Origin of the sequence: Membranihabitans maritimus (genome assembly GCF_021729145.1) — a bacterium.
GTDB classification, from domain to species: Bacteria; Bacteroidota; Bacteroidia; order Chitinophagales; family Saprospiraceae; genus Membranihabitans; species Membranihabitans maritimus.
Map to the genome: position 1 here is coordinate 17,086 of NZ_JAJSLW010000021.1, position 20,700 is coordinate 37,785.

Below are 20,700 nucleotides of genomic sequence, written 5' to 3' on the forward strand. Positions count from 1 at the left end.
GATACTTAATTTTATAAAATTCTATACTCCCTCCTCCCAAACTCATCCCTCTCTTCCTTATTCAACTTCGGCACTCCACTCTTTCTATTCATATAAAAATTCAACACCCGGACCATATTTCGGGGATGAAAATCCGGACCAAAATGGTCATGGCAGGTGTGGAAGATATCCAAAGCCGTTCGTGGTGTGTTAAAATACGAATTATCCAGAAGATGATCGATATACGTTCGGACTTTATCAAAAGAATAGACAGTTAATGGAGTCGGCAGTTCTACGTGTTTTTCCTCATCTGCAAAAGTTTTGAAGTGCTGGTATTGTCCCTCCTGATTTTTGATATCGATATCGTAAACGGGCTTTCTTTTTTCATCCGGGTAAGTAGAGATTCGTAAATGATACATATCAACTTCCAATTTGGGCGCCATGAAAGTAGATAGCGGTTCTTGAAAGATCAGTTGCAAATAATTCGTGTCATTGGGATTGAATCTTTTGGTTTTGAGCGGATTTTCTGCATCGCGGAAAAAGAAATCTTGTTTTCCCAACAAGAAGGAACATTCATATGCTGAATAGCCCCACCGAATCCGGTAATCCCGGATTCGATAGATTTTGTCAAAATCCATCGCGCAACAGCTTTGTTTGAAGGTTTTCTTTTTGCGATTGGGCATATTGATATTAGAGAATTACGTTCCAACAAAATAAAAAGAAATTACAGCTTTTTATATAATGCCTCATTTTCACTCAATCGAATAAGCTTTTTTCTTTCTTCCGCTCTGGCAATAATAGCAGTGAAATGACTGGTCCTCCAGTTCTGAATAGCGTATCGATTGCAATATTCAGTAATTTCTTTTACAGAGTGCCAATCATTAAAAAAAGCATCTCCCTTTTCTAATAGGACGTTTAATATTCCAGTAGGGCCAAGGTATTCTGGAATTTCAATGACCTCCTTTTTCACCATTTTTTCAGGAAGTGGCTCGGGAGGATAAAAATCCTTCATCGTATATTCCATATAATTTCCCTGTTGTTTAGATATTTCCGTAAAAGCTTTTGCAAGTTTATTGAGGTTCTCATCTGTGTAGGAATTTGGTCTTGCACTACCTTCAATTCCTCCCAGCAAATTACTGGATGATTCTGGGTACAGAATTCTCGAAACATCCCTTTGTGATAGGCCTAATTCTAATCTTATATATCTGACTCGATTAATTATGTAAAGATGTAATTGTGGTATTTGAATGATTTCTTTCATTAACCACAATTTCGCATGAGAATAAATTATACATTGGGCGATAAATATTTTGTATTTATAGAATTATTCATTATTATTGCATTGTAGCTAGTTCATTAATGATTTATGAACAATGCTGCTTAGGTATTAACTAAAAGAGTCTCGACTACAAACTCTCACAATTTGTAATTACGGACGAGACGGTAGGTTAATGCCCATGATGATATTTTGTGTACCTTGGTATACATGAAGGAATCATGGGCTCTATCGATTTTCCGTTCCGTAAGGAGTGAGAGCCTTGTAGTACGGTAGATAGGGCCCTATTTTTCCCTTCTCTTCACACGAGGCTCGACAACGAATAATAAAAGATGCGAGCGAAGCAACCAACCGATCAGATGAAGTACTATGGAGCCGGAATCCGGGCGCTGGGAGATCTCGGTGTCATGGGGTGGACGCGGGATAGGTCTTCGTTTGGGCAGCTATCGTTGTATGAATTGATCTACCGGTTGAAACCCCGCAAGCCTGTATAGCTATTCCCGGCCTTTTCCTACGATAGGACCGGCTGCTAAGGACTGTTTAGCATCCGGCGACTCTATTATTTTTTCGGATTTACTAAACAAACAAAGATGAGTAAATATTTATGGATCCTACTCCTGGCAGGAGTATGGGGAGAGGGGTATGCACAGGAAGGAGACGAACTGATCGGGGACGGAGATACGGGTACGGCCCAGGCCGAGACAGGCTCGGCGGGCACAGCGGTGATCTATGGGGAGATCGAATCTGTGGAGCCGGTGGATACGATGAAATTGGTACTATGGCGACGATACCTGGGAAATGCAGGTGGTTTCCCGAGCGTTGAGCGCTTGCCTTCGAGGACGGAAAAGGGGAACCTATTCAACCGGACGATAGCCAGTAGGACATTTTCTTTCCATCTGGACCTGGACCGGCCGGGGTATTTTTCCCTATACCAGGATGCTTATACCTTCTGCGACCGGATGAAAATCCGGCCGGGCGACAGCGTATTTATCCATATCGATACCAAACGGGCGCTGGTACGGTTTACCGGACCGAATGCTATACGTTTTCAGGCCCAGTACGACCTGGCACGCGCCATCGATGCGGAAAAGAAGTCCCGCGATCCGGTAATGACAGGCATGGACCGGGAGACGTTTTTATCAGAAGAAAAAACACAGAAGGTATATCAAAAGGCTCGTGAAGCGGCAAAAGAAAGTATGCTTCCCCTGATGCGCATGATCTTCAACGATCAACAAAAATACCAATATCTGGAGGAATGGGTGGATAGGGATCCCTACAACCACCGGGGCTGGGAAGTGATTGCGATGTACCGCCCACTGGTGGACGAATCGGGTATCCGTTCAATGGAGTTCCGGCTCCTGGGGGAAATTCTTCAACCGATGGCTCAGTTTCTATACCTGGGTCTAAATGGCAACAAAGAATCCAAACGAATATGGGACACTTATACTGACCGGATGGAAGCTATTCCATTGCCGGATGATATATCCTACATAGAACCGGGAATCATTGATTTTTTGTACCGGAGTATCCAGGCATACCAAAAAGTAAATGGGAAAAATGTGAGTTTCGAGGAGATGATTCACAGGTATGGTACTCCACTGGGCGATTATGCCATTGCGTATTATGTAATCCGCCAATACAAGCATCAGGAAAACCCAGATTCCTTGTTTAGTCGCGCGCTGGAATTCATTCAAACATCGTGGTTACGTACCGGAGTGCAGCAAATGGCTTCCAGGATAAAGACCGGCACCCCTTTTCCTGATATCTCGCTAAAAAATGCAGACGGGAAGGAAGTCAGGCTTTCGGAGTTCCAGGGGAAGGCCGTCCTTATCGACTTCTGGTATACGGGTTGCGGGGCGTGCCTGAAATACTACCGGGAGACCCTGGGACCAGTGGAAGAGCGGATGCGGGAGGAAGACGAAGTGGTCTTCGCTTCTATATCCTCGGACCGGAACCGGGAGGTATGGCTGCGCAGCATTCAGGAGGGAAAATATACCTCTCCGGATTTGCTCAACCTGGCCACCGGGGGATTTGACCACCCGCTGCTGAAGTATTACGGGATACGTGCCTATCCCACGCAAATGTTGCTGGACCGGGAAGGGAAGATCTACCAGATCGGGAATTTTCCGAAGGACCCACGGGAATTGGAGGCATTGATCCGGGAGGTTTTGAAAAAATAAATAGAAAGTAATAATAAAAGTACCCGGGTGAATAAACCCGGGTAAAGAATTCATGCCATGCTTATGACCTGTGATTGCTGCGTCGCGTTCGGACCGGTGATGGCAGGTCAAAGCGGAGTTCTCCGGTCAAAGGACCGGAGGGAGAGTCCCGGTGGCCGGAGGGCGACCGGACAATGATTGACAGGTTGGACAGCCCCAGGTGCGCGGCGGGTGAATATTTTTTAATTAATTAGATCAAGTTGAGAATGTTTGAAAAGGACCCGATACGTACGACTGGATTTCCGGAGCAGTGTTATTGGATTCCTTCTGTCAGTACATTGCAATTCGCCATAACACTTCCGGAGCCGGTAGGGGCTGCCCCTGTTTTTATCAGGAAAAGAAAGGATTATTTTGAAGGAGCCTGGATTGATAAAGAAAAACTTTTGGTTATGAGAGAGAAAAGACGCTTCGATGATGGAACTGGATTAGAAAGAAATTAAAGAGAAAATGAATGGAAAAATTACAGAACAATTTGAAATAAATGCTCGGCTGCGGGAGAGGTAAGTCAAAATACGTGGGAGCGGGAGCCAGCATTGCGGAAGAGCATTTATTTTGACCGGCTTTTTGCTTCCTTTTTTCCGCAAAAAAGGAAGGGAGAAAATACAAACCGAAATATGAAGATGCCAATGAAAAGTAAAGATAATCTGGAAATTAAAAGCAAGGTAAAACCATGACAGAACTTAATTTGGAGAAGCTACACGAAATGTAATGAAAAAAAAATACGGAATCCGGGCTCACCAATCCTCGCTATCACACAGGCTGATGCGCGGCTTAGCGATCCCTCTAAAAAACAGCCTATGAAAACAACACAACGCATAACACTACTTATATTGATAAGCACAGCCTGGTTACAAGCCCAACAGGCCGTATACACCCTGCACGGTAGTGTATGGGACTCCTTGACACAACACGTATTGGTGGGGGCTGCCGTGCAGGTGATGGGGGAAGAAAACATAGGTTCTGTGACGGATGAATCGGGCCGTTTCACCCTGTCCCTCACCGAAGGAACCTATACATTGGAAGTCCGGTACCTGGGGTATAGACCAAAGCAACTACTTACGCACATACCGGGTACCGACTCCATTGGGGTGAACCTGGCGCCTTCGGGAATTTCACTCGGGGAAGTGGAGATCGTCTCCACGGGCTACCAGGAGTTGCCGCGGGAGCGGGCGACGGGCTCCTTCGCGACCCTGGATGAAGCTGAAGTGCAGCGCCGGGTAAGTCCTAACCTCCTGGACCGGCTGGAAGATATGGTGCCGGGATTAGTGCTCAACCGGGTAGGTGCTGATAATGATCCGATTACTATCCGTGGAAGGAGTACAATCTATGCGAATGCGCAGCCGCTGATCATAGTGGACGGCTTCCCATACGACGGGGATCTGGCGTCGATTAATCCCAATGATGTGGAGAACATCACCGTGTTGCGGGATGCGGCGGCCGCCTCCATCTGGGGGGCACGGGCCGGGAACGGGGTGATCGTGATCACGACGAAGCAGGGGAAGTATGACGAGCCGCTAAAGGTGTCCTTCAATAGTAATGCAACCTTCCAGGAACAAAGGGATCTTTATTATCGCCCGCTGATGTCGATGACGGACTACATTGAGGCGGAAGAGATCCTGTTTGACAAGGGGTACTACAGCAGTATGGAAAACTCGAGTAACCAACCGGTATTATCGCCCGTGGCGGAGACCCTGATCGCACAACGGAACGGGTTGATAGATAACACTAAAGCAAAATCGATCCTGGACAGTTACCGGAATCACGATGTACGGGAAGAGCTGAACCAATATTACTACCGGCCGACCTGGAAGCAACAATATTCCCTGTCCCTTCAGGGTGGGACCGGACGGCATAGGTATGCGTTCTCGGTGGGGTACGATGATAACCAGGCCCAGATTATCGGCAATGGGCGGAAGCGGATCACATTGAATGCCCGGAATACATGGACTTCCCGATCTGAGCGATTGAGGACAGATATAGGACTTTACTTCTCCCGGGACCGCACGGACAATGACAATTCGGCCCCGGGGACTTACCCTTATGAGTCACTGGCTGATAATAGCGGACAACCACTACCGGTAATGCGGGGGTACCGCCGTACGTACCTGGATGGCCTGGACACAGTAGGATTGCTGGACTGGCGATACCGTCCCTTAGAAGAGATCGGGCTCCGTGACAGGAATAGCATGAATACGGAATACCGGTTACAGGCTGGGATCGGTTGGGAAATTTTCACGGGCCTGAAGATAGAAGGTAAATACCAGTACTGGCAAAGCTTGAATGAGATGCGGGACTATCAGCCTGTGGAGAGCTATGATGCCCGCAATATGGTCAACTTATTTACCCAGGTAGATGATAATGGAGATTTGTTACGCAAAGTACCGGAAGGGGGTATCCTGGATCTGAGTAATTCAGAGAGCCATAGCCACACCTTGAGAGGACAATTCCGATATGATCGGAGATCCGTATTACATGAATGGTACTTGCTGGGAGGTGTAGAAGTCCGGGATCATCCTTCGGAAAGTAATAGCATGCGATACTATGGGTATGACGATGAAACGGGAGAATTCCAAGTCGTAGATTTGGAAAGTAGGTACCCATATTTTCATAATGGACGCCAAATCACTATTCTTTCCGGTCAGTCCATCGGAGGGAGTTTGGATCGGTTTGTCTCTTATTATTTCAATGGGTCTTATAGCTACGATTACCGATATGTGATATCAGCAAGTGTCCGGAAAGATGCGTCCAATCTATTCGGCGTGCGGACCAACCAAAGGGGCGTACCTTTGTGGTCAGCTGGATTGAGCTGGAATGTAAGTGAAGAAGGTTTTTACGGGATCTCGCAAATCCCATATTTGAAATTTAGATTGACTTATGGTTACAGTGGAAATGTGGATCGATCATTATCGGCTCTTACAAGAGCAAGTTACCGTTCTGCGGCACTAAATAATAACATTAGTGGTTTTCCTATACCCTATGCACAGATCATATCTCCACCAAATTCGGAATTGCGCTGGGAGAAGATCTCAACCTGGAATATGGGGATCAATTGGAGTACAATTAATCGGCGTATTCAGGGAACAGTAGAGTTCTATATAAAAACTGGGAGAGATTTAATCGGGGACCGCCAATTTCCTTATTCCAGTGGTGTTCAGGAATTGAGGGGCAATTTTGCTTCCACACGCACTGCAGGCTGGGATGTAAATGTGACGACCCGAAATACGGAGGGGAAAGTTCGATGGACCACGCGTGGAATACTGAGCATTGTAAAGGAAAAAGTAACGGACTATGAACAAGATGGTTTGACGTCAAATTATTTATACTCCTCTACCAGAAGTCCGTTTGAAGACCGGCCTTTATTTGGAATGTATAGCTATCCCTGGGCGGGGCTGGATCCGCAGACGGGGGACCCGATGATTTGGTTCGAAGGAGAAGCCAGTAGGGACTATAGTGCAATTCGTAGCCGGTTTTCGAAGGAGGATCTGATCTACCACGGTCCGGGAAGGCCACCCATATTCGGAGCGGTACGGAATGAACTGACCTGGAAGGGATGGAACTTGTCCGCCAACATAAGCTATAGATTGGGCTATTACTACCGGAGAAGATCGGTGAACTACCCCATGCTATTGAATGGTGACCTGGACCATCAGGACTTTGCGGACCGGTGGCAGCAGCCGGGAGATGAATCGCATACTAATGTTCCATCACTGCCTTCATCGATCTATTATGACAGGGATAATACTTATATCTATTCGGATATACTGGTGGAAAAGGGTGACCATATCCGGTTTCAGGACATACGGCTAAGTTATTCACTGGACCGGGATCGGATGCCGCGACTGCCTGTGGCGCATGCAGAGTTCTACGGGTACGTGAACAACATCGGTATCCTGTGGAAGGCGAGTGATGATCCCCTGGACCCGGACTTCCGGAGTGTGAAGCCGCGAAGGAGTGTAGCGGTAGGGGTGCGGGTGGAGTTTTAATTCCCCTTGTGAAAGAAGTAAATCCTGAATAGAAACCTTGAAGGTCTAGTTGGTAGGCGCTGTAAGGAGTGATCCAATTCTGAGAAAGTTTCAAAGGGTCAAATCAGAGACCTTCAAGGTTAGAGCAAAGTTCCTGTGACGGGAATTCAGGAGCAGTGAATGAAAATGGAAGCCTGTATGGAAAAGCGCTGAAGATGACCGAATGAAGTCCGACCGGAGGTCGGACCAAGGGTATGACTGAACGCAATCCCGTTGACCAACGGGATCGAAGATGGTAAATCTATCTTCGGTGAAGGAACCTCGCCTTCCATGGCGAGGGTGGGCAAGCTCTGATGAGGGAACCGAGGGTTCCGTCCCGAGGCTACAGTATATACAGGAACCGAGCCTTCCATGGCGAGGGGTGGTAAACCGCTTTATGAGGCTTGCCACGTTCTTCGTGGAAAACTTTACGGACCAGCCCTATCGGGGCTGAATATGGGTAACCCCGGGTGTTGTACCCGGGGTAAGTAAGAAACGAGTTAAAAGTTCTGGCGTGTGTTTTTGCAATCCCTCAAGGGGCCATGCCCAAGGCATCTGGCAAAGTCATCCCTATGGGGACTTCGTGGAAACCATGACAGAACTGAATTCCTGGGAAGGAAACAAGGGATATATGGTAAAAAAACAATAAAATCCGGGCTCGGGAATCCGCTGTCCTACAAGCATGGCAGGCTACCCGATCCCTCAAAATCATGAAAAATAGAAAATACACTGCGAACCTTTGCGTGAACTTTGTGAAACTCTGTGTAACAACTAAAATCACCATAACCATGAAAAAATACATACTACTTTTATTACTAACTATACTCTTCACTACCAGCTGCACTGATTATCTCAAGGAAAAACCGGAGAAAAGCCTTGTAGTACCTAAAACAATGGAAGACCTGGACAGGTTGACGAACAATATACAAGTGTTTAATATATCTCAGCCAGGGGTTGGAATTTTGACATCTGACGATTTGATGACTACAGATGAAGGATGGTCAGGGTTAAGTTCTTATGTAGAAAGGAATGCCTACATTTGGGATTATTCAAAAGGATTAGAAAATGTAGGTGAATGGATTATTGACTTCAGAAGGGTATATTACGCCAATATTGTGTTGGAGGAACTCGAACTACACCATATTGACAAAAAAGGTACAATGATCTATAATATGATCCGAGGAAGGGCTTTGTTTTACAGGGCTATGGCGTATTTTAATCTTGTTTCGTTATTTGCTCAACCTTATGAACAAGAAAAGGCCGGACAAATTCTCGGTCTTCCTTTGCGAGATACACCCAATATTGACAAACAGTATGCACGATCTTCCCTGGAAGATACATATCAATTTATTTTAGAGGATTTGGAAACGGCAGTGGATCTTTTACCTGATGTAGCTTCATGGAAGAGTCAGCCTAGCCAAAGTGTAGCTCAGGCATTATTGTCCCGAGTTTATTTGCAAATGGGAAATTTTACAAAAGCATTGGAATGGGTGGAAAAAGTAGCTTGGGATAACTATGAGTTATTGGATTTTAATTCGTTAGATAGTTTGGAACGGTACCCAATTCAATATCCGAATAAAGAGATTATGTATTATGGGGTAGCAGCGAACTATAGATTTCAAGATAATGAGTTGATATTTATTCGTCCGGAGTTAATCGACCAATATTCGAAATTTGATTTAAGACGGTCTTTATTTTTTACAGAGAATGAAGATGGTTATTTCAATTATCGAGGTAGCTATTTAGGTGAGGATGATATTTTTGGAGGGATTAGCCTGAATGAATTATACCTAATTCGCAGTGAATGTCTGGTTCGGAAAGAATCGGTGGAAGAAGGGCTTTCTTACCTTAATGAATTATTGGAAAAGCGCTATAGAAACGGGAGTTATAAACCGTACTCCGGTTTATCTAAGGAAGAGGCATTGGATCGGGTCTTGGAGGAGCGAAGAAAGGAACTAGTTTTTCGTATTACCAGATGGTTGGATTTGCGTCGTTTGAATAGAGAACCTGGGCATGAAGTTACTATCATACGTATGGTAAATGATCAGACATATCAATTATTACCGCATTCCAATGGATATGTATTTCCTATCCCGGTAGACGAGATAAACCTTACGGGAATTCAGCAGAACCCCTTATAAAAAAGAGAGACCACCTTTTAAGTGGTCTCTTGATTAAATGGGTTAATTGAGTTCAAATTCACCCTCTTCTAAAGGTGCTGATTCAATGTCAGGTTCAACATAAGTGCAGGTTTCAGATGGAGAAAATCGACATTGATAATCGACCGTGTCGGTCTTTATCCAATTTTGTCCTCCGTCCTGGGTGGCATACCCTACCTGGACTTCCCTCGGCGTAAACGCCAGTGCTAGTGTGACGGCCACAGCGGCGGCCAGTGCGGGCAGGTGTTTCACTGCCGGTTTGAATTGAAAAAAATTTTGTATATTCATAATACATTTTTTTGTGCAGCTCCGGTCCGCTGTGATATCATTACTGGCAGGCCGGAACTGCGGTTTTAAAAATTATGAACTTGAGCTCAAATTCGGTTTCAGGATCCTCATACCCGGGACATTTTGACGGGGCGACTTTGAGATGACAGGAAATACGCAACCTATTTCAATAAGCGAACGTAACCATAGCTATGGCAACGCCAGGTCATGGTAATAAGGGGCATTCCCCGCACAGAAAGTCACCAACATCAACAGTTCTGGGTAGTATATCTTGGTTCCGGGCTATACATACTTTTTCCCGGAATGGATTCGTTATAAAAAAGCGGTGCCCCGGACACCAAAATATGCCTGGCGTCCAACAACAGGCACCACCTTTTGAATGCAAAATGCACTCGGTTTGATTCTTGAATGTTTAACGTTTAGAAAATGGTCATAAGGGCGAACACCCCTTACCCGGGACATCAATAGACCGGTATGCAATGCTTCCGGCAGACATACTGAGCCTGTTACTATCAATAATAGGAAAATCCGTGAACGAACGGTGAAATGTTTTAGAATCAAGATTGTTTTCATCTCATTTTGTTTTTTATCGCTATAAATCACCCTCAGATAGACACCCATCTGATGATAGTAGTAATCGTAAAAAACAAACCGAAATACCTATTGCAATTCTCAACTCATCCTGCTAAAAGAATAGTATCACTAAATTAAACTTTTTCTATAAAAAATCAAAATATTCTGTATTTTTTTCTAAAAATTTCTTTTATTGGTTCCGGATATCACCCTATCATCTAATATTATTACTCAAAAAGAACGTCAGGCATTAAAAGAAATATCACAATATTATTTCAATTTTAACCCAATAAATAAATATTACACTTAAATTAAGTCACATATAAAATTTATAGAAATAAAAATTAATTAACATAAAATTTTATTCTTACTCTATACACCCCCTTTATTATCTATTTATAAAAATAATCGAACAAACAAAACGCATTCACCACACTCCTTTACAATCCAGGTTGGACTCCCAACTAACCAACTACCCGACTAACAGACTACCCAACTACCCGACTACCCCACTACCAGACTAACCAACTACCCGACTAACCTACTATCCTACTAACAGACTACCCGACTACCAGACTACCCGACTACCCGACTAACCTACTATCCTACTAACAGACTACCCGACTACCCAACTATCCTACTACCCGACTACCCAACTATCCGACTATCCTACTATCCGACTACCCGACTACCCAACTAACAGACTACCCAACTACCCGACTACCCCACTACCAGACTAACCAACTACCCGACTAACCAACTATCCAACTAACAGACTACCCTACTACCAGACTACCCGACTACCCGACTATCCGACTACCCAACTAACAGACTACCCCACTACCCGACTACCAGACTAACCAACTAACCAACTATCCAACTACCCGACTATCCAACTACCTAACTATCCGACTACCCAACTAACAGACTACCCGACTACCAGACTACCAGACTAACCAACTATCCAACTAACAGACTACCCCACTACCAGACTAACCAACTAACAGACTACCCCACTACCAGACTAACCAACTAACAGACTACCCCACTACCCGACTACCCAACTACCCGACTACCCGACTATCCAACTACCCGACTAACTACCTATCTTCTTTCCTCCTTTCCCAAAATTTTGATATTTTGCACCCTGAGATTGAAAGACCTAAAAACCGAAAAGGAATATGAACCGCCGAAATTTTATATCAACGTCTGCCGGTGCCGGCATTGCTACTTTGACAACACAAAAAGTGGTTTCCGAATCCACATCGGGAACGTTGACAAAAAGATACCAGGGAGGCAAAAGCCCCTGGCCCATCTGCCTTGACACTGCTACAATACGTACTGCTGGCAGCCTGGAAAAGAAAGTTGACATAGCCATCCAAGCCGGATATGATGCCATCGAACCCTGGGATGGGGAATTAGCGGAATTTGAAAAAAATGGTGGCAATCTAAAAGAATTAGGACAAAAAATCCGTGATAACGGCCTTTTTGTTCCCAGCATGATTGGACTTTGGGGCTGTATACCCCAAAATGAGGAGGCTTTTCAACAATCTCTCCAAGGAACAAGAAACCGCATGCGAATGGCCGCAGAAATTGGTTGTGGCCATGTGCAAGCCATTCCCAATGAAGTAGGGGAAAACTATGATCATGGTTTTGTTACTTCATGTTACCGCCGGTTACTGGAAATAGGTATAGAGGAATACGATATAATTCCATCCCTTGTTTTTGTCAAAATGTTCCCACTCAAAACATTGGGCCAGGCCGTGGCAGTAGCATTGGATGCAGATCATCCGGATGCGAAAGTCATCCCTGATGTTTACCATATGTATATTAGCAAAGGCGGGTTCAATGGATTGAAAAAACTGGATGGAAGCATGATTTCCATTTTCCAGTTTAACGATGCCCCCGGCGGAATGGAAATTGATCAAATGCAAGACAAGCACAGGGTCTACCCCGGGGATGGTATCCTTCCATTACCGGAAATCTTAAGCGACCTGAAAGATACGGGATTTAACGGGTGTGTATCCCTGGAACTCTACAACCCCGAATACCACAAGCAGGATTTACTACAGGTAGCTAAAACAGGTTTGAAAAAAACATTGGCCGTCATTGAAAAAGCAAAGGTATAAAATATAATACCCTGATAGAAGCAGACCTTGCCGACCATCGGGAAAAAGCCAATTTCACTTTAAAAGTTTCCGGTCGACTGTTTACCAGGCAGCCGAGTTTTTACTTCTTTTGACCGGCAGGGATTATTTTCTCGATTAAACCCGAAATTGAATACCCATAAAAAATAATGGCCCCATTGGGATGCCCTTCCCAAGGAATCCATTGGAATGGTATAAAGCTAAAAGAGCAAATAAAATCGCGGTTATGGTCGCGAAGGACCGTGGGAGCGTTCGCTCCTGACAATTCAAGGAAAGATCGTCCGGTCCTTTCCATCAAACAGCCCTGGCACGATTAATTATAAATCAATTATTTATAATCAACCGTTGCCATTATTCAGGATCTTGTCATGAATACTGTGGGCTAGGCGTCTACATTAGCATATTTGGCATTCTTCTCGATAAAAGCCCTTCGGGGGGGCACATCTTCCCCCATAAGCATAGAGAATATCCTATTAGATTCGGAGGCATCATCGATCGTAACCTGTTTCAAGTAGCGAGACTCAGGATTCATTGTGGTTTCCCACAATTGTTCCGCATTCATTTCCCCCAGCCCTTTATATCGCTGTATCCTCACAGAATCCGGATTCCCGCCGTCAGCGTAGAATTGCACGGTTTCCTTACGTTCTTCCTCTGAGAAACAATATCGAAATTCTTTCCCTTTACTGATCCTGTACAATGGCGGTTGTGCGATGTACAAATAACCTTTTTCGATAAGTGTACGCATATACCGGAAAAAGAAAGTCAATATTAATGTCACGATATGGCTACCATCTATATCGGCATCACACATAATCACAATTTTGTGATATCGCAATTTATTAATATTCAAAATACGGTCTCCGTCCTTTTCTTCTATTGAAACCCCCAGCGCAATAAAGAGATTCTTAATCTCATCGTTTTCGTAGATTTTATGCTCCAGCGCTTTTTCTACATTCAGGATCTTACCTTTCAGGGGCAATATAGCCTGAAATTGACGATCTCGACCCTGCTTCGCCGTACCACCGGCAGAATCCCCCTCTACAAGAAATATCTCCGATTCGTCCGGAATCTTGGAAGAGCAATCCGATAGTTTACCGGGCAATCCTCCACCGGTCAAAATATTTTTTCGCTGCACTATCTCCCTGGCTTTTCTGGCTGCCTCCCGGGCTGTTGCCGCCAAAATTACTTTCTCAATTATTTTTTTGGCCTTGTCGGGATTCTCCTCCAGGAAAATTTTCAACGCCTGGCCTACCGTACGGGATACGATACCGGTGACTTCAGAGTTTCCTAATTCCCCTTTTGTTTGACCTTTAAATTGGGGTTCGGGAACTTTAACTGATACGACGGCTGTCAAACCCTCCCGGAAATCCTCACTGGATACGGATATCTTAGCTTTGGTAAAAATACCTTCTTCTTTCCCGTAATTTTTAAACTCACGGGTAACAGCCATTCTAAATCCATTTACATGCGTTCCTCCTTCCCTGGTATTGATGTTATTCACAAAGGAACTGATATTTTCTGAAAAGGAAGTATTAAACTGCAATGCTACTTCGACCTCTACATTGTCTTCCTTTCCATCCACATGGATAGGCTCATTAATTAAAGGGTCCTTACTTTCATCCAAAAACTTAACAAATTCAGCAAGGCCTCCTTCCGAACAATAATCATCGCGTTTGAACTCTCCATTTTCTTCCTTTTCCCTCTTATCCGTAAGTGACAACTTCAGTCCCTTGTTCAGAAAGGATAACTCCCTCAATCGATGGGCCAGCGTGTCGTATTTGTACACTCCTGTCTCAAAAATACTCGTATCAGGCCAAAATGTGATGATGGTCCCCGTTTTGTCAGTATCCCCTACCACTTCCACTGAATCAACCGGGATTCCTTTTTCGTACTTTTGCGTAAATATCTTTCCTTCCCTGTGCACCTCTGCGTGCAAGTCAGTAGACAAAGCATTCACTACAGAAACCCCTACACCGTGTAGCCCCCCGGAGACTTTATATGTATTTTTATCAAACTTACCACCGGCGTGTAATACCGTCATCACTACTTCCAATGCAGATTTTTGCAATTTATCATGCATCCCGGTCGGTATTCCCCTTCCGTCATCTGTAACGGTAATGGAATTATCCTCATTAATGATTACATTGATTTCATTACAATATCCTGCAAGGTGTTCATCAATAGAGTTATCCACTACCTCCCATACCATATGATGAAGTCCCTTGGTATCGGTACTACCAATGTACATTCCAGGTCTTTTTCGCACAGCTTCCAGTCCTTCCAGAGCCTGGATATTATTAGCACCGTAAGTATTTGGTTGATTTGACATATATACTTTAATTTAAATCAGCGTACAAAGATACGATTTTTAATTGAGTTTACCCACAGAATTCCTTGCTTATCAACTCTCAATTATTGGCAATGGACAGACAACCTAACACATAATTCAGTGGGTGGCTATCAGTATTTATTTTAACGTAAGTTCGACAGAGAGAATAAGAGCCCTGAAGGGGCGAAATATTACTAACCCTGGGTGCCAACCCAGGGTGGAAAACAAGTTGAACCGTCGATTCTGGCATTGATTTTTTGCTTTTTTCGCAAAAATAATGACAGAATCAATTATTCGTCGAACTCACGTCAATACAAGGAAAAATGTCTCCCAATGGTGCAGTGCTAAAGTATTCTGACGGTAACTAGACTAGCATACTTTCGCTAAAGAGTCTATGAATCGGGGAGCTAGTGAAAGCTATACGTAAAGCGATCCCTGAGCCAAACCATAAACCTGAGAAGGATTAGCCACGAATTTCACGCATGGAAATCATAGGTTGATTTCCCGTAGGTCGGGCATATATGATCTGTATCAAATAGACAACGCAAAAAGAGGTTTTAGTCTTTCAGGTGGAAGAACCTTGCTTGCATTGCCAAGTGCATTGGAGAAGGGGCTTACACCTTTGAATCATACTGTGACCCTTCCAGGGTCAGGCATAAAGCTAAATGATGCTAACCTATTCAGACCCCCTCCGGGGTCTTTGGATATGGGGTAAGCAGAAAAGGGGGTAGGTAGTTGGTAAAAATTTGTAGTCTACTCCGGGTTACGTCACAGCACAGGGTTGAATCCATAAAAAAAGGCTACCCTACATTAAATAGGGTAACCTTTTTCAATATTTTCTAACAGTGCAGGATACCATTGTAAATCCCCCATACAGGAAATGTAAATCCCTATCTGCACGAATTAATTACTTATTTTCAGCGTAGTTTTCCGCTACTTTGTCCCAATTAATTACATTGAAAAATGCTTCAATGTAATCGGGTCTTCTGTTTTGATAGTTTAGGTAGTATGCGTGCTCCCATACATCGATTCCCAAAATAGGGGTACCACTGCATTCAGTACCGGGCATCAACGGATTATCCTGATTGGGAGTGGAACATACACTCACTTTACCTCCTTCCTCTACACACAACCATGCCCATCCCGAACCAAACCGGGTAGCAGCTGCCTTACTAAAAGCCTCTTTGAATTTATCAAAGCTACCAAATGCATCATCGATTGCACTTGCTAATTCCCCACTTGGGCTTCCGCCACCATCAGGGGAGAGGATTTCCCAAAAAAGAGCGTGATTATAAAAACCACCGCCATTATTTCGCACAGCAGAAGATAACTTATCCACCTTTCCCAAAATGTCTTCTATTGAAGCATTTTCCAGGTCCGTACCTTCTATGGCTGCATTTAGTTTACTGGTATATCCCGCATGATGTTTGTCATGGTGTATTTCCATAGTACGGGCATCAATATGTGGTTCTAACGCATCAAATGCATAGGGTAAATCTGGAAGTTTGAAAGCCATAGTTTTACTTTTTTAATGATTAATGATTTGTTTGATAATTATAATGAAATATATCTCTAAATGTTTTAACAGAATGCAATTAAAATTTATTATTCTGAAAAAACCAAATTATTGGGAAAAAAGTTAAAATACGGGAGGATTTGGACACAAAACCTCAAATTACAGGACAAAAAGCATCCTGGTCCCGACAAATAAGTAACAATCAAACCGATGATAAGGTCACTAATTATCAATGGTCCAATCCGGCAGATGGCCTCCGCTCTATAGTTGTAGTATTATTGTTCCAGATATTCATTAGCCCAGATCAAATCCTCTTCCGTATCAATTCCAATGGTCAGGTCTTTGGCGTCAAGCATTTTGAATTTCATGCCCATCTCCAGGATCCGCAGCGCTTCTATTACTTCAAGCTTTTCCAGTGGCGTGGGTTTTTGTTTTGAAAACCGGACAAGGGCATCTTTACGGAAAGCATAGATACCAATATGCCTATAGGTAGGAAAATCAGTTTGTTCTCTTCGAAAAGGGATATTCGAGCGACTAAAATACAGTGCATAATCTTCGAGACTACTGACCACTTTCACATAATTGGGATTCCTTCGTTCCATTTCTTTGTTGATCTCGTGGCGGAGTGAAATCACATCAATTTTTCGATCTTGGTCTTCCTCAAATTCTATAATAATGGATTGAATATCCGCTTTTTTGAGAAATGGCTCGTCCCCCTGTACGTTGATGACAATATCGGCATCAAATTCCTCTGAAAATTCAGCTATCCGGTCAGTTCCACATATGTGTTTTTGCCGGCTTTTATAGACTTTGCACCTGCCTTCTAATTCCTTTGAAATTTCGTCGGAATCCGTAACCACAACAACTTCATCAAATATTTCCATAGCTTTTGTGTTTTCCACGGTACAAGAGATCACGGTTTGTCCACCCAGGTTAGCCATCAGCTTGCCAGGCAACCGTGTCGATTGATACCGTGCGGGAATGGCGGCAATGATTTTCATCTGTTTACATTTTATCACTTTACAAATACACAAAAATGCGTTTAAATTTTATATTTGGTTCACGTGTAAACGGTTTTTTACTCAATTCTCCAATTGGAAAATATAATAGTGGTATCGATTGTATTCCTCCATTAATCATTTTCGGGCACTTATCGAATATGATAAAACCACTTACGTTGTTTACTTCATAAAGGTATTAAACACTAAAGAATCTAAGAAACTTCAAAAATCACCTATACCAACTTTGATATTTGCAACCTTTGTATGTCTTACCGGAACAAAATGCTAGATCCGTAATTGCTCATCAATATTACTTTGAAGAGTTTTAATGGGATCAACCCCGACAAGCACAGAACAACATCTTTACCCCGAAATTGAATACCCATAAAAAATATTGGCCCCATTGGGCTGCCCTTCCCAAGGAATCCATTGGAATGGCATAAGGCTAAAAGAGCTAACAAAATTAAGGTTCTTGTCAGGTCGCGAAGGACTCCTGGGAGAGTCCGCTCCTGACAACTTAAGGAAAGATCGTCAGGTCAGTCCTGGCATATATCGTCATTATCCTCCCGAAAGCCTTTCCCGCGGGGATCACTTTGTAGCGGGATTATCATGAATAAAGCGGGTTAAAATTCTATTCTAAAAGTTTCCAGTATGTGCTTTTACTTTTTCTCAGTATTTTCGCATTTTAGTCAATCACATAAATTAAAAAATGGCATACAGAAAAGAAAAAGACAGTATAGGATATATAGATGTTCCTGCAGATAAATATTGGGGTGCCCAGACCCAACGATCCACACAAAATTTTAAAATTGGAGGTCAAATAATCCCTTTGGAAGTCATTCGCGGATTTGCTATTCTCAAGAAGGCAGCTGCAGCTACAAATCAACAGTTGGGGGTACTATCGAAAGATAAGTCAGCCCTTATTGCCCAGGTGGCGGATGAAATTCTGGAAGGAAAACTGGATGACCAATTCCCTCTGGTCGTATGGCAAACCGGCTCAGGCACTCAATCCAATATGAACGTAAACGAAGTAATAGCCAATAGGGGACATGTGTTACAAGGTGGTTCTCTGGAAGATTCTGAAAAAGTATTACATCCCAACGATGATGTCAATAAATCCCAATCATCAAATGATACTTTCCCCACCGCTATGCATATAGCCGCCTATCAAAAAGTAGTGGAGAAAGTAATTCCTGCAATGGAAGAATTGAAAGCAGTGCTTGACAAAAAGTCAAAGGAATTCGCTGATGTTGTAAAAATCGGCCGCACACACTTTATGGATGCAACACCCGTGACTATGGGGCAGGAATTATCTGGCTATGTAAGTCAACTCGACCACGGCATACAAGCGTTGAAAAATACATTAGATCATTTGTCGGAATTAGCTTTGGGGGGAACTGCCGTGGGCACCGGGCTCAATACACCTGAGGGGTATGCTGAAGCCGTTGCTTCCCAAATCAGTACATTAACCAATCTTCCCTTCAAAACGGCAGAAAACAAATTTGAATCGCTGTCTGCCCACGATGCGATAGTGGAATCACATGGTGCTCTGAAAACAATAGCTGTTTCTCTCATGAAAATAGGAAATGATATCCGCATGTTGGCTTCGGGTCCCAGGAGTGGAATTGGAGAATACCTGATTCCGGCCAATGAACCGGGAAGTTCCATTATGCCGGGCAAAGTAAACCCTACACAGGCAGAAGCTCTTACGATGGCTATGGCTCAAGTATTGGGGAATGACATGACCGTAAGCGTATCGGGTATGAACGGACAATTCCAATTGAATGTTTTCAAGCCTGTAATGATCTATAACTTCCTCTGGTCAGCCGACCTCATAAGCGATTCTTGCGATAGTTTCCGCGTAAATTGTGCAGAGGGAATAGAACCCAACTACAAAAGGATACAACACAATTTGGAAAATTCCCTCATGCTGGTCACGGCATTAAATACTAAGATTGGTTACGATAAAGCAGCTGAAATCGCCAAAAAAGCTTATAAAGAGGACTCTACATTGCGGGAAGCAGCTGTGGAACTGGGATATTTGACTTCAGAGCAATTCGACGAATGGGTCCGCCCGGAGGATATGGTTTGAATATAAGTACAAATAAGGAAAAGATCCAGGGAATCAGATGAAGGTATTGCATCCGGCTATAGGTATTGTACAATTCCAAAATGGGCTATTGGGGAAAAGTCTTTCGCATTGATAATTAAAGATTGTAAAATTATTTTGCCAATAAATATATAATCATTAAATTTAATATCAAGCGTTGGAGTTGAGTTGGCAAAACTCAATGGCGTTGCGGTCTACATTGAATCTTTTGCAATTCCGGTTCAATGAATTTGATATGAGTGAGTTAGGCCGTCTAAAATATATTGCGAAATAGTTCGGATTCTTTTCAAAATATAGTAAAAAATGAAAGGAAAATCTTATCTTTGCGCTCCTGAATCAACTAAAACGTTCTTTGTCATGGAAGGCTGGTCAGAATTAATTTTGAAATTGCCGGGATTACCTATGGGCATAACTGAAATTGAATCTGTTGTTACATCAGATTTTTTTACGTCATTTGACAATACTCCCATTCATAAAGCGGAGTACACAATAAAGGTGACATTTGACAAAAAACCCGGGTTGTATATCGCTATTATTGACGCCAATGGGTGGCATGGAGCTACCTGTGACCGTTGTCTGGAAGATATTCAATTACCCGGACATACTCAATATCAATACTTTTTTAAAATAGGTGTTGATGAGAACTGGGAAGAAGATGAAGATGTCATTATGATCGATGAAGGCATGGTAGAATTGGACTTGAGACCGTATGTCTATGAGGCCATTGTACTTTCCCTGCCCATTGTCAACACATATGATTGCTCATCAGATCCAGCCCCACCATGTGACGAAGATGTTTTGGATATATTGGAAGAGACCCAATACGATTCGGAAAAAAAAGATCCCACATGGGATGTTTTGAAGAACATTAAATTTGAAGATTGAAAATTTAAACCGTTATGGCGCATCCAAAGAGTAGAATCTCTAAACAAAGGAAAAGAAAAAGAAGAACGCATAAAAAAGCGGGCATTCCTCAGGTAGCTACTTGCCAGTCTACAGGAGAATCCCACTTATTTCACCATGCGTACAGAGTAGATGGCGACCTGTACTACCGTGGTAGATTGCTTGTAAAGTCTGACGAAGTAGAAGATATAGATTAATT

Annotated in this window: 18 protein-coding genes; 11 read left to right on the forward strand and 7 right to left on the reverse strand. The window is 43.4% G+C overall.

All coding sequences use genetic code 11. The annotated features are described in order from the left end of the window. Nucleotides 1-11: 11 nt before the first annotated feature. Nucleotides 12-617: a hypothetical protein gene (locus tag LVD47_RS19600; protein WP_236979874.1), complete on the reverse strand. Its 606-nt coding sequence runs from the start codon at nt 615-617 to the stop codon at nt 12-14. 86 nt (nt 618-703) lie between these two features. Further along, complete coding sequence (locus LVD47_RS19605) at nt 704-1,240, reverse strand: helix-turn-helix domain-containing protein (RefSeq protein WP_236979876.1); 537 nt, start codon at nt 1,238-1,240, stop codon at nt 704-706. A 347-nt stretch (nt 1,241-1,587) separates the two neighbouring features. Between LVD47_RS19605 and LVD47_RS19610 the strand changes: the two genes are divergently transcribed. The 5 genes from LVD47_RS19610 (at nt 1,588) to LVD47_RS19630 (ending at nt 9,616) form a co-directional block, all read left to right on the forward strand. Then, the gene (locus LVD47_RS19610; protein WP_236979878.1) at nt 1,588-1,749 is read left to right on the forward strand and encodes a hypothetical protein; all 162 of its coding nucleotides are present in this window, start codon (nt 1,588-1,590) and stop codon (nt 1,747-1,749) included. A 96-nt stretch (nt 1,750-1,845) separates the two neighbouring features. After that, on the forward strand, nt 1,846-3,435 hold the full coding sequence (locus tag LVD47_RS19615) for a TlpA family protein disulfide reductase (RefSeq protein ID WP_236979880.1): 1,590 nt from the start codon (nt 1,846-1,848) through the stop codon (nt 3,433-3,435). A gap of 245 nt (nt 3,436-3,680) precedes the next feature. Further along, nucleotides 3,681-3,914: a hypothetical protein gene (locus LVD47_RS19620; RefSeq protein ID WP_236974846.1), complete on the forward strand. Its 234-nt coding sequence runs from the start codon at nt 3,681-3,683 to the stop codon at nt 3,912-3,914. Between the two features lie 357 nt (nt 3,915-4,271). Continuing rightward, on the forward strand, nt 4,272-7,457 hold the full coding sequence (locus LVD47_RS19625) for a SusC/RagA family TonB-linked outer membrane protein (protein WP_236979882.1): 3,186 nt from the start codon (nt 4,272-4,274) through the stop codon (nt 7,455-7,457). A gap of 806 nt (nt 7,458-8,263) precedes the next feature. After that, nucleotides 8,264-9,616, forward strand: a complete 1,353-nt coding sequence (locus tag LVD47_RS19630) for a RagB/SusD family nutrient uptake outer membrane protein (protein WP_236979884.1) — start codon at nt 8,264-8,266, stop codon at nt 9,614-9,616. Between the two features lie 42 nt (nt 9,617-9,658). Here LVD47_RS19630 and LVD47_RS19635 read toward each other — a convergent pair whose 3' ends face one another. Continuing rightward, nucleotides 9,659-9,922: a hypothetical protein gene (locus LVD47_RS19635; protein ID WP_236979887.1), complete on the reverse strand. Its 264-nt coding sequence runs from the start codon at nt 9,920-9,922 to the stop codon at nt 9,659-9,661. A 312-nt stretch (nt 9,923-10,234) separates the two neighbouring features. Beyond that, a complete protein-coding gene (locus LVD47_RS19640; protein WP_236979889.1) occupies nt 10,235-10,495 on the reverse strand; it encodes a hypothetical protein in 261 nt (86 codons plus the stop codon). Between the two features lie 1,181 nt (nt 10,496-11,676). Here LVD47_RS19640 and LVD47_RS19645 point away from each other — a divergent pair. Beyond that, entirely contained in the window at nt 11,677-12,624 is a 948-nt protein-coding gene (locus tag LVD47_RS19645) for a sugar phosphate isomerase/epimerase family protein (protein WP_236979891.1), read from the forward strand. Nucleotides 12,625-13,024: 400 nt separating this feature from the next. Here the strand turns inward: LVD47_RS19645 and gyrB are convergent, their stop codons facing one another. Next, nucleotides 13,025-14,971, reverse strand: a complete 1,947-nt coding sequence (gene gyrB / locus LVD47_RS19650) for a DNA topoisomerase (ATP-hydrolyzing) subunit B (RefSeq protein WP_236979893.1) — start codon at nt 14,969-14,971, stop codon at nt 13,025-13,027. Nucleotides 14,972-15,467: 496 nt separating this feature from the next. Here gyrB and LVD47_RS19655 point away from each other — a divergent pair, with 496 nt between their 5' ends. Next, the gene (locus LVD47_RS19655) at nt 15,468-15,686 is read left to right on the forward strand and encodes a hypothetical protein (RefSeq protein ID WP_236979895.1); all 219 of its coding nucleotides are present in this window, start codon (nt 15,468-15,470) and stop codon (nt 15,684-15,686) included. Between the two features lie 192 nt (nt 15,687-15,878). Here LVD47_RS19655 and LVD47_RS19660 read toward each other — a convergent pair whose 3' ends face one another. Beyond that, a complete protein-coding gene (locus LVD47_RS19660) occupies nt 15,879-16,487 on the reverse strand; it encodes a superoxide dismutase (RefSeq protein WP_236979897.1) in 609 nt (202 codons plus the stop codon). 275 nt (nt 16,488-16,762) lie between these two features. Further along, a complete protein-coding gene (kdsB, locus tag LVD47_RS19665) occupies nt 16,763-17,488 on the reverse strand; it encodes a 3-deoxy-manno-octulosonate cytidylyltransferase (protein WP_236979898.1) in 726 nt (241 codons plus the stop codon). Nucleotides 17,489-17,960: 472 nt separating this feature from the next. On the opposite strand from kdsB, the gene LVD47_RS19670 reads away from it, so the two are divergent. The 4 genes from LVD47_RS19670 (at nt 17,961) to rpmF (ending at nt 20,698) form a co-directional block, all read left to right on the forward strand. Next, nucleotides 17,961-18,101: a hypothetical protein gene (locus tag LVD47_RS19670; RefSeq protein ID WP_236979899.1), complete on the forward strand. Its 141-nt coding sequence runs from the start codon at nt 17,961-17,963 to the stop codon at nt 18,099-18,101. 96 nt (nt 18,102-18,197) lie between these two features. Further along, nucleotides 18,198-19,580: a class II fumarate hydratase gene (gene fumC, locus LVD47_RS19675; RefSeq protein WP_236979900.1), complete on the forward strand. Its 1,383-nt coding sequence runs from the start codon at nt 18,198-18,200 to the stop codon at nt 19,578-19,580. A gap of 321 nt (nt 19,581-19,901) precedes the next feature. After that, on the forward strand, nt 19,902-20,483 hold the full coding sequence (locus LVD47_RS19680) for a YceD family protein (RefSeq protein WP_236979901.1): 582 nt from the start codon (nt 19,902-19,904) through the stop codon (nt 20,481-20,483). Between the two features lie 14 nt (nt 20,484-20,497). Next, nucleotides 20,498-20,698: a 50S ribosomal protein L32 gene (rpmF, locus tag LVD47_RS19685; RefSeq protein WP_236979902.1), complete on the forward strand. Its 201-nt coding sequence runs from the start codon at nt 20,498-20,500 to the stop codon at nt 20,696-20,698. The last annotated feature ends 2 nt before the right edge of the window (nt 20,699-20,700 follow it).

What these genes read in the sequence shown, in the direction of transcription:
- LVD47_RS19625 (WP_236979882.1), top strand. Translation starts at nt 4,272, where the DNA reads ATGAAAACAACACAACGCATAACACTACTTATATTGATAAGCACAGCC.
- LVD47_RS19630 (WP_236979884.1), top strand. Translation starts at nt 8,264, where the DNA reads ATGAAAAAATACATACTACTTTTATTACTAACTATACTCTTCACTACC.
- LVD47_RS19660 (WP_236979897.1), bottom strand. Translation starts at nt 16,487, where the DNA reads ATGGCTTTCAAACTTCCAGATTTACCCTATGCATTTGATGCGTTAGAA.
- LVD47_RS19645 (WP_236979891.1), top strand. Translation starts at nt 11,677, where the DNA reads ATGAACCGCCGAAATTTTATATCAACGTCTGCCGGTGCCGGCATTGCT.
- LVD47_RS19680 (WP_236979901.1), top strand. Translation starts at nt 19,902, where the DNA reads ATGAAAGGAAAATCTTATCTTTGCGCTCCTGAATCAACTAAAACGTTC.
- fumC (WP_236979900.1), top strand. Translation starts at nt 18,198, where the DNA reads ATGGCATACAGAAAAGAAAAAGACAGTATAGGATATATAGATGTTCCT.
- LVD47_RS19640 (WP_236979889.1), bottom strand. Translation starts at nt 10,495, where the DNA reads ATGAAAACAATCTTGATTCTAAAACATTTCACCGTTCGTTCACGGATT.
- LVD47_RS19610 (WP_236979878.1), top strand. Translation starts at nt 1,588, where the DNA reads ATGCGAGCGAAGCAACCAACCGATCAGATGAAGTACTATGGAGCCGGA.
- gyrB (WP_236979893.1), bottom strand. Translation starts at nt 14,971, where the DNA reads ATGTCAAATCAACCAAATACTTACGGTGCTAATAATATCCAGGCTCTG.
- LVD47_RS19600 (WP_236979874.1), bottom strand. Translation starts at nt 617, where the DNA reads ATGGATTTTGACAAAATCTATCGAATCCGGGATTACCGGATTCGGTGG.
- LVD47_RS19620 (WP_236974846.1), top strand. Translation starts at nt 3,681, where the DNA reads ATGTTTGAAAAGGACCCGATACGTACGACTGGATTTCCGGAGCAGTGT.
- LVD47_RS19605 (WP_236979876.1), bottom strand. Translation starts at nt 1,240, where the DNA reads ATGAAAGAAATCATTCAAATACCACAATTACATCTTTACATAATTAAT.
- rpmF (WP_236979902.1), top strand. Translation starts at nt 20,498, where the DNA reads ATGGCGCATCCAAAGAGTAGAATCTCTAAACAAAGGAAAAGAAAAAGA.
- kdsB (WP_236979898.1), bottom strand. Translation starts at nt 17,488, where the DNA reads ATGAAAATCATTGCCGCCATTCCCGCACGGTATCAATCGACACGGTTG.
- LVD47_RS19615 (WP_236979880.1), top strand. Translation starts at nt 1,846, where the DNA reads ATGAGTAAATATTTATGGATCCTACTCCTGGCAGGAGTATGGGGAGAG.
- LVD47_RS19635 (WP_236979887.1), bottom strand. Translation starts at nt 9,922, where the DNA reads ATGAATATACAAAATTTTTTTCAATTCAAACCGGCAGTGAAACACCTG.